This is a genomic window from Streptomyces sp. NPDC026522, assembly GCF_055567555.1.
The window spans coordinates 311,006-324,041 of sequence record NZ_JBVHQF010000007.1; the positions used below are offsets into that span (position 1 = coordinate 311,006).

Consider the following 13,036-nt stretch of genomic DNA (forward strand, 5'->3'; position numbering starts at 1 on the left):
ACAGCGTACAGTCGATGATCTTCCTTCCGGCCGCCGGTTGCCTGATCCGGCGGGAAGCCAGGCAAGATGGGGGGTGTGACCCTCATTGATCAGCTCCCGCCGACCGCCGACCCCGACGCCCTCTTCGAGGCTTTCTCCTCGTGGGCGGAGGACCAGGGCATCACCCTGTACCCGGCGCAGGAGGAGGCCCTGATCGAGGTCGTCTCCGGGGCGAACGTGGTCCTGTCCACCCCGACCGGCTCCGGAAAGAGCCTGGTCGCCGCGGGTGCGCACTTCACCGCCCTGGCCCAGGACAAGGTCACCTTCTACACCGCTCCGATCAAGGCGCTGGTGTCGGAGAAGTTCTTCGACCTGTGCAAGCTCTTCGGCACCGAGAACGTCGGCATGCTGACCGGCGACGCCTCGGTCAACGCGGACGCACCGGTGATCTGCTGCACCGCGGAGGTACTGGCCTCGATCGCGCTGCGCGACGGGAAGTACGCCGACATCGGCCAGGTCGTCATGGACGAGTTCCACTTCTATGCCGAGCCGGACCGCGGCTGGGCGTGGCAGATCCCGCTGCTGGAGCTGCCGCAGGCACAGTTCGTCCTGATGTCGGCGACCCTCGGTGACATGAAGCGGTTCGAGGAGGACCTGACCCGGCGCACCGGGCGGCCGACCTCGGTGGTCCGCTCCGCGACCCGGCCCGTGCCGCTGTCGTACGAGTACGTCACCACGCCGATCACCGACACCATCACCGAGCTGCTGGAGACCCGGCAGGCTCCGGTGTACATCGTGCACTTCACCCAGGCCCAGGCGGTCGAGCGGGCGCAGTCGCTGATGAGCATCAACATGTGCACCCGCGAGGAGAAGGACAAGATCGCGGAGTTGATCGGCAACTTCCGCTTCACCACCAAGTTCGGCCAGAACCTCTCCCGCTACGTGCGCCACGGCATCGGCGTGCACCACGCGGGCATGCTGCCCAAGTACCGCCGCCTGGTGGAGAAGCTCGCGCAGGCCGGCCTGCTGAAGGTCATCTGCGGTACCGACACGCTCGGCGTGGGTGTCAACGTGCCCATCCGCACGGTGCTGTTCACCGCGCTCACCAAGTACGACGGCAACCGGGTGCGGACGCTGCGCGCCCGCGAATTCCATCAGATCGCCGGCCGGGCCGGGCGGGCCGGCTTCGACACGGCGGGCTACGTCGTGGCGCAGGCGCCCGAGCACGTCATCGAGAACGAGAAGGCGCTCGCCAAGGCGGGCGACGACCCGAAGAAGCGCCGCAAGGTGGTCCGCAAAAAGGCGCCCGAGGGCTTCGTGGCGTGGTCGGACACCACCTTCGAGAAGCTGATCGCCGCCGACCCGGAGCCGCTCACCTCGCGCTTCAAGGTCACCAACATCATGCTGTTGTCGGTGATCGCCCGTCCGGGCGACGCCTTCCAGGCGATGCGGCACCTCCTGGAGGACAACCACGAGCCGCGCAAGGCACAGCTGCGCCACATCCGCCGGGCCATCGCCATCTACCGCTCGCTGCTCGACGGCGGCGTGGTCGAGCGGCTCGACACCCCGGACGCGGAGGGCCGCAGCATCCGGCTCACCGTCGACCTCCAGCAGGACTTCGCGTTGAACCAGCCGCTGTCCACCTTCGCGCTCGCCGCCTTCGACCTGCTCGACCCGGAATCCCCCTCCTATGCCCTGGACATGGTGTCGGTCGTCGAATCCACCCTGGACGACCCCCGCCAGATCCTGGCCGCGCAGCAGAACAAGGAACGCGGCATGGCCGTGGGCGCGATGAAGGCCGACGGGATCGAGTACGAGGAGCGGATGGAACGGCTCCAGGACGTCACGTACCCCAAGCCCCTCGAAGAGCTGCTCCTGCACGCCTATGACGTGTACAGCAAGAGCCACCCCTGGGTCCGGGACCACCCGGTCTCCCCGAAGTCGATCATCCGCGACATGTACGAGCGGGCGATGACCTTCACCGAGTTCACCTCCTACTACGAGCTGGCCCGCACCGAGGGCATCGTGCTGCGCTACCTGGCCAGCGCGTACAAGGCGCTGGACCACACCATCCCCGACGACCTCAAGTCCGAGGACCTCCAGGACCTCATCGCCTGGCTCGGCGAGCTGGTGCGCCAGGTGGACTCCAGCCTGCTGGACGAGTGGGAGCAGCTGGCGAACCCGGAGGTGGAGACGGCGGAGGAGGCGCAGGAGAAGGCCGACCAGGTCAAGCCCGTCACCGCGAACTCGCGGGCCTTCCGGGTCCTCGTCCGCAACGCCATGTTCCGCCGGGTGGAGCTGGCCGCCCTGGACCACGTCAACGTGCTGGGCGAGCTGGACGGCGACTCCGGCTGGGACGCCGACGCCTGGGGCGAGGCCCTGGACCGCTATTGGGACGAATACGACGACCTGGGTACCGGCCCCGGCGCGCGCGGGCCCAAGCTGCTGCAGATCGAGGAGGACGCGGCGCACGGCCTGTGGCGCGTCCGGCAGACCTTCGCCGACCCGAACGGGGACCATGGCTGGGGCATCAGTGCCGAGGTCGACCTCGCGGCCTCCGACGAGGAGGGCCGGGCGGTCATCCGCGTCACCTCGGTCGGCGAGCTCGGCCAGCTCTGACCCGGCCCCGCAAGCCCGCGCCGCCGGACCCGACGGACCCGACAGTGGAGAACCCCTGATGACCAACCCCGCCGAGAGACTGGTCGATCTGCTCGACCTGGAGCAGATCGAGGTCAACATCTTCCGGGGCGCCAGCCCCCAGGAGTCCCTCCAGCGCGTGTTCGGCGGGCAGGTCGCCGGCCAGGCGCTGGTGGCCGCCGGACGCACCACCGAGAGCGACCGTCCCGTCCACTCGCTGCACGCGTACTTCCTGCGCCCCGGCATCCCCGGGGTGCCCATCGTGTACCAGGTGGAGCGGGTGCGCGACGGGCGTTCCTTCACCACCCGCCGCGTCACCGCGGTCCAGCAGGGCAAGACCATCTTCAATCTGACCGCTTCCTTCCATCACCCGGAGGAGGGCGGCATCGAGCACCAGCTGCCTCCTCGTCTGGACTTCCCGCACCCGGACACGCTCCCGAAGGTGGTCGACGAGATCCGCGAGCACCTGGGCGCGCTGCCCGAGGCGCTGGAGCGGATGGCCCGCCGGCAGCCCTTCGACATCCGGTACGTGGACCGGCTCCGCTGGACTCCCGAGGAGCTCAAGGACGCCGATCCCCGCAGCGCGGTGTGGATGCGCGCCGTCGGCCCGCTGGGCGACGACCCCCTCGTCCACACCTGCGCCCTCACCTACGCCAGTGACATGACCCTCCTCGACGCCGTGCGCATCCCCGTCGAACCCCTGTGGGGGATGCGCGGTTTCGACATGGCCTCCTTGGACCACGCCATGTGGTTCCACCGGCCGTTCCGGGCGGACGAGTGGTTCCTGTATGACCAGGAGTCACCCATCTCGCACGGCGGCCGGGGCCTGGCCCGCGGCCGTATCTACGACCTGGAGGGCAGGCTGCTCGTCTCGGTGGTCCAGGAAGGCCTCTTCCGTCCCTATCCGGCCCCGCCGGCCGTGCCGTCCACCTCCTCCACCTGATCCGCGCCGTCGTCCCAGGAGAACTGAGCCCCACCGTGACCACGCCTGCCCTCCCCTGTCCCTGCGGGCTGCCCGCCGCCTATCCGCAGTGCTGCGGCCGCTTTCACTCCGGTGAGCGGCAGGCCCCCACCGCCGAACTGCTCATGCGCTCCCGGTTCAGCGCGTTCGCCGTCGGCGACACCGGCTACCTGCTGCGCTCCTGGCACTCCTCGACCCGCCCGGCCGGGCTCGAACTGGACCCGGGCCAGCGCTGGGAACGGCTGGAGGTCCTCGCGACGGAGCGCGGCGGGATGTTCGAGACGGAAGGTTCGGTGGAGTTCCGGGCGCACTACCGCGAGGGCCGGCACACCGGATCCCTGCACGAACTCAGCAGCTTCTGCCGGGAGGAGGGGGCCTGGGTCTACGTCGGCCCCCTCTCCCCCGTCGACTTCGACTGACCGCGCGCCCCGGTGAGGGCGAAGTCCAGGCTGGTGCGGTACCAGTGGATCTCGTCCGGATCCTGGGCCCGCAGCAGCCGCAGCGCCACGGCCGCGGCCGCCGGAAGCTGCGGATGCCCGTACGGCAACGGTGGAGCAAGTGCGGCGAGCACGATCCGTTCCGCCGGGTCGGGCACCACCGCCCGCACTTCTTCCTCCGGGAGGACGGAGGCCAGTACGGCCGCCCGCTCCCAGGGATCGGCGGTTCGTCTCAGCAGCAGTCCCACATGCCGTCCGCGCCACGCCCGCGGCCGCAGGTCCGTCTTGGCCGCGATCAGCTCGCGGTCCGCAGGAGGCGCGATCCCCCTCAGCATTCCGGCCTCCCGGACGGCGAACTCCCGCAGTTCCGCCGCCAGGTAGAGCCACACCACGGCCCGGTACCGGTTGATCCGGTAGCCGACCGGGATGAGGTGCCCGCAGCGCGCAAGCCGGGTCACCCGGCTCGGCCCGACACCCAGGACCTCGGCCGCCGCGTCCGCGCCTGCCACGGTCTCGACCCGCGCGCGCAGCGCCTCGGGAAATCCCTCGGCCGCGCGGACCCGGTCCAGCTCGGCGCGGGTGAAACGGACCGCCCCGCTGGGCGCCCGCGGGCCGGCGCGCACCAGCCCCAGCTGCACGGCCCGGGCGAACTCACTCCGTTTCAGACCCAGTTCCCGGGCCGCCGGGACAGCGCCCGACAGCTGCTCCTGCGGTGCGTCCGCCGACGTCTCCGCCCGCGCTCCGGGCGCGGTACGCCCCGGCCCGGTCCGCCCGGGCACGTCCAAGACGGCGCAGGCCTGCAGATCACTCTTCATCACGGTCCTCCCCCACGAGTGGCGATCACTCTGTGTGAAGACCGTAACCGCAAGTCATGACAGGGCGCAGGGCCTGTGGATAACTCCGGCTCGGGCCGCCCGGCCACGCCCCGGACCCCGCGGGCCGTCAGCCCCCCGTGATCCGCCGCTCCGTGACGCCCAGGTGCTCGCCCACCCGGTTCACCATCAGCGTCATCTCGTACGCGACCTGAACGATGTCCGCCTCCGCCGCACTCAGCGCGCACAGGCAGCTGCCCGCGCCCGCCGCCATCACGAACAGGAACCCCTCGTCGTACTCGACCATCGTCTGCCGGACGTCACCCGCCCTGAAGTGCCGCCCCGAGCCCTTCGCCAGGCTCTGCAGTCCGGCCGCGACCGCCGCCAGGTGCTCGGCGTCCTCCCGGGCCAGCCCGGCGCTCGCGCCGGTGACCAGCCCGTCGTTGGACAGCACCACCGCGTGCCGGACCTGCGGCACCCTGCGCGTGAGATCGTCCAGTAGCCAGTCGAGCTGCTTGTCCAGTGCCATGTGGAGCCCCTCCCCGTCGGCGCGGCCCACGTGGCCGCGCCCCGCCCTGCTCGGTCGTCCGCAAGCCTTCCCCACCAGCTGCTTTCCGGCAAGGAGGACGGACCTCCGGCGCAGAAATGACTCAAGAGGAACGGCGGGTGCCCGCCCGGGCACCCCCGCCGCACCGGCCATCCCCCATCGCCGCCGGTCAGGACGGCCCCGCCGGCAGACCCACGGAGTCGAGCAGCCGGGCGGTGTGCACCCGCCCGGCGTATTCGACCAGTCTGACCAGCACTTCCTTCCCCGAATCCTTGTCCCGCGCGTCACACAGCACCACCGGGGTCCCCTGCTCCAGGTCCAGGGCCCGTGCCACCTCGTCCGCCCCGTACCGCCGTGCCTGCCTGAAGCAGTTGACGGCCACGACGAACGGGATCCCCCGGTGCTCGAAGTAGTCCACGGCCGGAAAGCAGTCCTCCAGGCGGCGCGTGTCCGCCAGTACCACCGCACCCAGCGCGCCCTGCGACAACTCGTCCCAGAGGAACCAGAACCGGTCCTGCCCGGGTGTCCCGAACAGGTACAGCGACAGGCCGGCCCTGATGGTGATCCGCCCGAAGTCCATCGCCACCGTCGTGGTCGTCTTCCGGCCGACGCCGCCGGTGTCGTCGACGAGCTCCCCCGCCCGGCTGAGCGCCTCCTCGGTCCGCAGCGGCCTGATCTCGCTGACCGCTCCGACCAGGGTGGTCTTGCCGGCCCCGAAACCGCCGGCCACGAGGATCTTGAGTGCGAGCGGAGCCGAATCCGCCTCCGCTCCGGCGGCCGGGGCCGGTCCGTCGTCCTGCAGTTCCATCACAGCGCTCGCAATCCTTCGATGACTTCCCGCAGAATCCGTTCGTCGGGCAGCCGGGCGGGCGGTACCGGCCGGCTGACCTTCACGTGACCGCCCTCCAGCAGGTCCCCCAGCAGGACCCGCACGACGCCCACCGGCAGGTCGGCGTCGGCGGCGAGTTCCGCCACCGACTGCGTCTGCGCCCGGCAGAGCCCGAGCAGCGCCCGGTGTTCGGGTCCGAGCAGCGCCTCGTCCGCCGCGTCCGCGCCCGACCGGTCGACCACGACCAGGGCGATCAGATCGAACCTCACGCCGTGCGGGCCCGGCTTGGTGCGCCCTCCGGTCACGGCGTACGGGCGCACGAGCGGGCCCGCCTCGGCGTCGTACCACTGGCCTTCCATCCGCGCGGCCGCCGCCCTCAACCGGCGGCCGGCGGCCGCGCCGGGAACCGCGGCGGGGTGTAGAGGTGTTCACCGACGCGCTTCACCAGCCGCGCCATCTCGTAGGCGATCAGTCCGATGTCGGCGCCCGCGGAACTGAGCACGGCCAAGCAGGAGCCCTCCCCGGCAGCCGCCACGAAGAGGAAACCGTCGTCCATCTCCACCATCGTCTGGCGCACGCCCCCGGCGTGGAAGTGCCGCCCCGCGCCCTTGGCGAGACTCTGGAAGCCCGAGGCCACGGCGGCCAGGTGCTCGGCGTCCTCACGGCTCAGCCGGCTGGAGGAACCCACCGCGAGACCGTCATTGGACAGGACCACCGCATGGCGGACCTCCCGGACCCGTACCACCAGGTCGTCCAGCAGCCAGTCCAGCTCGCCGGACCCGTGGACCGAGTCGGGGCCGGGTCTCTGGTGTTCGGTCATCGCCATTCTCCTTCGCTGTCTTCGTGCGGGGACTGTTCCCGGGCGCCGCGGTCCCAGCCGGTCCGGTACGCCGCCATCCGGTCCCGGGCCTGCTCGGGGCTGCGGCCCGGCGGATCCCCGAAGCGGCGTTCCCCGGCCGGGTCCACCGGGGCGGGGACCTCGCGCAGTTGCGGGACCAGGCTGGCCTGGCGGACCCGGCGCGGCAGTCCGGTCACCGGGGCGGTGGCGGGCGACGGGGCCGCCGGGACCTGCCCCCGGAGGTCATCGCGGCCGGCACCGCGCGGCCGGAGCGGGGCCACCGGAGCGGGCCGCCGCCCCTCGGGCTCCTCGGCGTACGCCGGGTCCCCGTCCGGATCCCGGTCCGGGACGCCGCGCGCCGGCTCCCGCAGGACACCGGCCGCGGGCTCCGCTTCCGGCGGTGCGGGAGCTTCGGCCCCGGCCGGGGCCGCGGGCCCCGCGCTGCGTGGCGCGGCGCCGTCCGTGATCGCGCCCTGCATAACGGAGTTGGGCAGCAGCACCACCGCGGTGGTCCCCCCGTACGGTGACGTGCGCAGGTGTACCCGGATCCCGTGCCGGGCCGCGAGCCTGCTGACGACGAACAGTCCGAGGCGGTCGCTGTCGAAGAGGTCGAGGGCCTCGGACTGCTCGATGCGGCGGTTCGCCTCCTCGAGCGAAGCGCAACCCATGCCGAGCCCGCGGTCCTCGACCTCGATGACGTAACCGGCGCCCACCGGCTCGCCGGTGACCCGGACCTTGGTGTGCGGAGGCGAGAACTGGGCGGCGTTCTCCACGAGTTCGGCGAGCAGGTGGGTGAGGTCGGCGACGGCGCCGCCCACGACGGCGGCCTCGGCGAGCCGGCGGACTTCGACGCGCGGGTAGTCCTCGATCTCGGCGACGGCGGCGCGCACGACACTGGTCAGCGGCACCGGCATCCGCCACGCCCGACCGGGGGCGGCGCCGGAGAGGATGATCAGGCTCTCGGCGTGCCGCCGCATCCGGGTGGTGAGGTGGTCGAGCCGGAAGAGGTCACCGAGCTCGCCCGGGTCGTCGGCGCGCCGTTCCATCGAGTCGAGCAGGCTGAGCTGCTTGTGCACCAGGACCTGACTGCGCCGGGCGAGGTTGACGAAGACGCCGCTGACGCCGTCGGCGAGTTCGGCGCGTTCGACGGCGGCGCTCAGGGCGGCCCGGTGGACGGTGGACAGCGCCTCGCCCACCTGGGTGATCTCGTCGTCGGCCGCCGGCCCGGGCGCGGTCTCCGCGTCGATGTCGATCTCCTGTCCGGACCGCAGCCGCTCCATGGCGTGCGGGAGCTTGCGGTGGGCGATCTCCAGGGCGGTGTTGCGCAGCGCGACCAGCTCGACGACCAGGGCGCGCCCGATGCGCACGGAGATGACGAGGGACGCGGCGACCGCGGCCAGACCCAGCAGCACGGCGGCGCCGGCCGCCCCGAACGCTCCTTCGGCGAACGGGGCGGCGCGGCCGGCGGCTCCGACGCCGGCCGCGTCCGCGATCTGCCGCAGGGAAGCGCTGACGCCGGCGTAGGCGGCGTCCCATCCGGCCGGTACTCCGTGGGTGTCCTTCGCAGCCGTCCCCGGGGCGGTCGTGCTCAGCACTCGTTCCTCGGCGCCGGTGAGCTCCCCGTACGGGGCGCTCCCGGTCACCTCCTCCCAGGCCCGCCGCCCGGCGCCCGGCAGGTCCCGCGCGGCGGCTTCGGTCACCGCGCGCCGGGTCTCGATGACCCCGGTCAGGCGGCGCAGCGTCTCCGCGCTCCGCGCTCCCGGCAGGGCGAGCAGCGCGTCCTCCCGGGACAGCAGTTCCCCGGCGCGGCCGAACTCCAGCAGTACCCGGTCCGCGGCGCCGAGTTCGGGGGCCGTGCCGCCGGACAGGGCTCCGGCGGCGGCGAGGGCGGAGTCGGCCACGCGGGTGTAGGTCTCGTAAGCGGTGGCGGGGTCCGCGCCCCGGGCGGTGATCTGCTCGCGGAACGGCCCGAGCGCTTCTGCGGCGGCCACGAAGGCCCCGAGCCGGGTGGCCACCTCCCTCGGGTGGTCACCGGAGTCGGCCACCGTGTTCCGGTCGCCGAGCCGCAGGCGGCGTACGGCGGCGTCGGTGCGCCGGGCCTGCTGCTCCAGGGCGGCGTCCGGGCCGGCCCCGGGATCGGCCAGGAAGCGGACGGCCGCCCGCCGCTCGGCCTGGAGTTCCGTGAGGGCTGCTGTCAGGGGGGCGCGTATCTGCGCGTCGACCCGCTGGACACGGCTGAGGCGGGCGATGTCCTGCGCGGTGCTGACCGTCGCGAAGGCCCACAGGCCGAGCAACGAGACCACCGGGACCATCAGCAGGGAGACGACCTTGGCGCGCACGGTGGCGGGGCGCAGGCGCAGCCCGGGTCGGGCGGTGGAGGCCGCGGTCCGTGGGGCCCGGCCCGCCGGGCCGCCCGGCGGCTCCTCGGCCGGTGGCCCGGCGTGCGCCCGGCGGCCGGGCGCCGGGGGCGCGGGCGGTCTCGGCGGCGCTGCTTCCGGTCTCCTGCGGGGTGTGCGCATGGGACTCCTCGTCCAGGGCGGTACGTCATCGCGGTCGGTGCGGGCGTTGGCCGGAGCGGGACGGACAGAGCCGGCCCGGTCGCTCAGCTGGCTGTCACGGCGCTCTCCCCGAGGCTGCGTGCCGACTCCGAAGCGGCCCGCTCACCGGCGGTCGGGGACAGGGCCACGAACGCGGCGGTGAGGAAGAGGTAGGAGCCGAGCCCGACCGCGAGGGGGAAGACGAACTGCATGGCGCTCGCCCCGGGCAGTGCCGTGTCAGAGGGGGTGACGCGGACGGTGACGGCCAGCATCCCGGTGTAGTGCATGCTGCTGACGGCTGCGCCCATGACGAGCGAGGCGACCGCGACGGCCAGCGGCGACTCGATGTGGAGCGCGGCCCACAGCGCGGCCGTCGCGGCGACGACGGCGATGGCGACCGAGAGCCCGACGGTGAGCGGCCGGTAGGAGACCGCTCCGTGCAGTCGAAGGGCGGCCATACCGAGGTAGTGCATGCTCGCGACCCCGAGGCCGGTGGTGAGGCCGCCGAGGACCAGGGCCCGGCCGCGACCCTTGCCGTAACCGACGGCGAAGACCCCCGCACCGACGACCAGGACGGCGACGAGCAGGCTGAGGATGGTCAGCGGCACGTCGTAGTGGATGTCGGTGCCCGTGACCTCGAACCCGAGCATGGCGACGAAGTGCATCGTCCAGATGCCGGTGCCGATGGCGGAGGCGGCGGTGAGGAGCCAGTTGCGGCGGGTGGATCCGGTCGCGGCGAGGGCACGGACGGTGCAGCGCAGCCCGAGGGCGGCGCCGATGCAGGCCATCACGTATGACAGCGCGGGTGTCAGCCAGCCATAGGCGGCGTGGTGCAGGTGTCCCATGGCCAACGGACGCTAGTGCGGGTGAGGGCGCGAACAAGGGGCGCATTCCGAAAGCCACTGGAACTGCTGGAATATGACAGAGCTACGTTCGTCTTCGATCAGGCCGCATGTCACCTTGTCCACGGCCGCCGCGCGGACGGGACCCGCACGGCATACGGCTGGGAGATCATGGGCTCATGAGCGAAGACCACACGCATGTCCAGGAGTTCTTCGGGGCGCGCGCCGCGGACTGGGACCGCAAGTTCCCCGGGGACGGCCCGGCCTTCTCGCGCGCCGTGGCCGAGTTCGGGCTGCGGCCGGGAGACCGGGTGCTCGACGCGGGCTGCGGCACCGGACGGGCGCTGCCCGCGCTGCGCGCGGCCGTCGGCTCCTCGGGGACGGTGATCGGCGCGGATCTCACCCCGCAGATGCTCACCGCCGCGCGGCAGGCCGGCCGGGGCGACGACGCGGCGCTGCTGCTCACGGACGTCGCCCGGCTGCCGTTGCGTGACGGGGTACTGGACGCGGTGTTCGCCGCCGGCCTGATCGCGCACCTGCCCGATCCGGAGTCGGACCTGCGCGAGCTCGCCCGGGTGGTCCGCCCCGGCGGGCTCCTCGCGCTGTTCCACCCGATCGGGCGGGCGGCACTGGCCGCGCGCCACGGTCGCGAACTGAGCCCGGACGACCTGCGGGCCGCGGCGAACCTGGGCCCGCTGCTGTCCGCGGCGGGCTGGGAGATGACCTCGTACGCCGACGAGGACGACCGCTTCCTGGTACTGGCCGCCCGCCGCCCCTGACCCCCGCACCCGGAGTCGCGGAGGCGGTACGGGGGATGCGGCGACGGAGCCAGCCCCGGCCGGCTTCCCGCGCCACCCGCGTGAGCGGCTTGGAATTCGAAGGCCGCCGACTCTCGACGGGTGAGTTACCCACTGGTTAAGGTGCGCCGACGAGCGAGCGACCGGATCGGGAGGAGGCCACGTGTCAGAAGCGGAGGACGGGGGTTCGCTGTACGTGCTGACCGCCGTGCTGGTGACCCCGACCCAGTTCCCGGCCGTTCTCGGCGACGACTTCCCCGAAGCGTGCGCGCTCCTGGGCGTGCAGCCGGTCGCGGACGGGTACGGGCTGGTGCTCGGGCAGGACGAGGAGGGCGCACGCTGGACGGTCGTCGTGGACGACGTCGCGCTGGTGGCGACTGCGATCGCCTCCTGGGACTGCGGGATGGAGTACGACCTGTCCCCCGACGAGCGGACCATCGTGGTGTCGCTGGCGGGCTGGCCACTGGAGCTGACGGTCTCCGCCTCCGCCCTTCCCGCGCCGCACGATCCCGAGCAGGGCGCGGACGGCACCGGGCGGGTGCCGCTGGCCCCGCCCTCGGCAGAGGTGTGGGGGCCGGTGCAGCGCCGGTTGGGCGCGGACCAGATCGCCCGGGACTGGTCCAACTGGCTCGACCGGGTCGCGTCGGACGGCGGGGCGGCCGCCGCCGCGCACCCGGGGCTGGCCCGGGCGCTGGAGGAGGCCGCAGGCTACGCGGAGCAGGCGCCGCCGCCCGGCAGGGTGCGGTCCTCCTTCGCGGAGGAGGGCGCGCGGACGCTCCGGGCGGACGGGCCCGGATGGTCACTGGTGGCACGCACCGGTGAGGCGGCGTTCGTCCTGCTCGACGACGAGCCCGGCGAGGTGCTGGCGGTACCGCGCGAGGGCTACCCCGACCGCCCGGAGCTGCCCGCGCTGCCCGGCTTGCTGGCGGCGCTGCACCGCATCGCGGTGCGGCCCGTCTGACGGCCCGCGAAGGCTGCGCCGCCGGGCGCCCGCCCGTCAGACGCGTTCGAGCGGGGTGTGCGGGGACGGCGGCAGGGTGACGGCTATGGGGTCGCCCGCGCGGACGGTACCGCCCTGCCGGACCACGCCAATGACGCCGGCCTTGAGCACCGGGCGGCCCGCTTCGTCCCGGCCGACGACCTGCTTGAGCAGCCCGCGCCGGAACTTGTCGATCTGCAGGCACGGGTTGCGCAGGCCGGTCACTTCCACCACCGCCTCCTCGCCGAGGCGCAGCAGCGTCCCGACGGGCAGGCCGAGGAGGTCTACGCCCTCCGTGGTCACGTTCTCGCCTAGCTGGCCCGGTTCGACGGTGAAGCCTGATCCGGCGACCTCGTCGAACAGTTCCCGGTGGATCAGGTGGACCTGCCGCAGGTTCGGCCGGGTCGGATCCTGTGCCACCCGTGAACGGTGCTTGACGGTGACCCCGGCGTGCACGTCTCCCTCGACGCCGAGCCCGGCGAGCAGGGTGATGCTCTCCCGCCGGGGCTTGGTGAACGAGTAGACGCCGTTGCTGCTGACCGCCGTAACCCGCGCGCTGTCCGTGTGCATGTCCCTGTACGCCCCCCTGGCCGCCGTCAGCGGCCGATCTGCTTCCTGGATACGCCCCGAAGCCGACGCCGCTGAGAGGAGTCCAGCATGAAGTACGCCACTGCGGGCACCCCGATCAGGACCAGGAGCCCGGCCCAGAATCCGACCGTGGCGAACAGCACGATGGCTGCCACCACTCCGGCAACCGCGACCTTTCCGCCTGTGGACATCTGCGGACACCTCCTTCTGCGTCGGCCACTGCCCCTTCAACGCGTGACCCCCGCCTCGCGTT

14 protein-coding genes are annotated in these 13,036 nt (G+C 72.8%); 5 read left to right on the forward strand and 9 right to left on the reverse strand.

Going from position 1 to position 13,036, the window contains the following annotated elements:
* The first annotated feature begins 75 nt into the window (after positions 1-75).
* From ACZ4M3_RS20390 to ACZ4M3_RS20400, 3 genes are read left to right on the forward strand one after another with little or no spacing between them, the layout of a single operon-like run.
* Positions 76-2,598 carry a DEAD/DEAH box helicase gene (locus ACZ4M3_RS20390; protein ID WP_467734511.1) on the forward strand — a complete coding sequence of 841 codons (2,523 nt, stop codon included), beginning with the start codon at positions 76-78 and terminating at the stop codon, positions 2,596-2,598.
* Between the two features lie 58 nt (positions 2,599-2,656).
* Entirely contained in the window at positions 2,657-3,559 is a 903-nt protein-coding gene (locus ACZ4M3_RS20395) for an acyl-CoA thioesterase (protein WP_467734513.1), read from the forward strand.
* A gap of 35 nt (positions 3,560-3,594) precedes the next feature.
* Positions 3,595-3,996 carry a YchJ family protein gene (locus ACZ4M3_RS20400; RefSeq protein WP_467734515.1) on the forward strand — a complete coding sequence of 134 codons (402 nt, stop codon included), beginning with the start codon at positions 3,595-3,597 and terminating at the stop codon, positions 3,994-3,996.
* Here ACZ4M3_RS20400 and ACZ4M3_RS20405 read toward each other — a convergent pair.
* The 7 genes from ACZ4M3_RS20405 to ACZ4M3_RS20435 form a co-directional block, all read right to left on the reverse strand.
* On the reverse strand, positions 3,960-4,829 hold the full coding sequence (locus tag ACZ4M3_RS20405; protein WP_467734517.1) for a DUF6397 family protein: 870 nt from the start codon (positions 4,827-4,829) through the stop codon (positions 3,960-3,962). The two genes, ACZ4M3_RS20400 and ACZ4M3_RS20405, sit on opposite strands and share 37 nt — an antisense overlap.
* 127 nt (positions 4,830-4,956) lie before the next feature.
* On the reverse strand, positions 4,957-5,355 hold the full coding sequence (locus tag ACZ4M3_RS20410) for a roadblock/LC7 domain-containing protein (protein ID WP_136211471.1): 399 nt from the start codon (positions 5,353-5,355) through the stop codon (positions 4,957-4,959).
* 187 nt (positions 5,356-5,542) lie between these two features.
* Positions 5,543-6,181, reverse strand: a complete 639-nt coding sequence (locus ACZ4M3_RS20415; RefSeq protein ID WP_467734519.1) for a GTP-binding protein — start codon at positions 6,179-6,181, stop codon at positions 5,543-5,545.
* Positions 6,181-6,561 (reverse strand): DUF742 domain-containing protein, encoded by a 381-nt coding sequence (locus tag ACZ4M3_RS20420; RefSeq protein WP_467734521.1) that lies wholly within the window; start codon positions 6,559-6,561, stop codon positions 6,181-6,183. Before ACZ4M3_RS20420 ends, ACZ4M3_RS20415 begins: the two co-directional genes overlap by 1 nt.
* 17 nt (positions 6,562-6,578) lie before the next feature.
* Positions 6,579-7,022, reverse strand: coding sequence for a roadblock/LC7 domain-containing protein (locus ACZ4M3_RS20425; RefSeq protein WP_467734523.1), 444 nt, complete (start codon positions 7,020-7,022; stop codon positions 6,579-6,581).
* Positions 7,019-9,559, reverse strand: coding sequence for a sensor histidine kinase (locus tag ACZ4M3_RS20430; protein WP_467734525.1), 2,541 nt, complete (start codon positions 9,557-9,559; stop codon positions 7,019-7,021). The genes ACZ4M3_RS20425 and ACZ4M3_RS20430 overlap by 4 nt, the downstream gene beginning before the upstream one ends.
* A gap of 83 nt (positions 9,560-9,642) precedes the next feature.
* Positions 9,643-10,422 (reverse strand): MHYT domain-containing protein, encoded by a 780-nt coding sequence (locus ACZ4M3_RS20435; RefSeq protein ID WP_467734527.1) that lies wholly within the window; start codon positions 10,420-10,422, stop codon positions 9,643-9,645.
* A 176-nt stretch (positions 10,423-10,598) separates the two neighbouring features.
* Here ACZ4M3_RS20435 and ACZ4M3_RS20440 point away from each other — a divergent pair, with 176 nt between their 5' ends.
* Both ACZ4M3_RS20440 and ACZ4M3_RS20445 read left to right on the forward strand, forming a co-directional pair.
* Complete coding sequence (locus tag ACZ4M3_RS20440) at positions 10,599-11,198, forward strand: class I SAM-dependent methyltransferase (RefSeq protein ID WP_467734529.1); 600 nt, start codon at positions 10,599-10,601, stop codon at positions 11,196-11,198.
* Positions 11,199-11,379: 181 nt separating this feature from the next.
* A complete protein-coding gene (locus ACZ4M3_RS20445; protein WP_467734531.1) occupies positions 11,380-12,177 on the forward strand; it encodes a hypothetical protein in 798 nt (265 codons plus the stop codon).
* A gap of 36 nt (positions 12,178-12,213) precedes the next feature.
* Here the strand turns inward: ACZ4M3_RS20445 and ACZ4M3_RS20450 are convergent, their stop codons facing one another.
* Both ACZ4M3_RS20450 and ACZ4M3_RS20455 read right to left on the reverse strand, forming a co-directional pair.
* Positions 12,214-12,765, reverse strand: coding sequence for an MOSC domain-containing protein (locus ACZ4M3_RS20450; RefSeq protein ID WP_467734532.1), 552 nt, complete (start codon positions 12,763-12,765; stop codon positions 12,214-12,216).
* Between the two features lie 26 nt (positions 12,766-12,791).
* Positions 12,792-12,974, reverse strand: coding sequence for a hypothetical protein (locus ACZ4M3_RS20455; RefSeq protein ID WP_467734534.1), 183 nt, complete (start codon positions 12,972-12,974; stop codon positions 12,792-12,794).
* Positions 12,975-13,036: the final 62 nt, after the last annotated feature.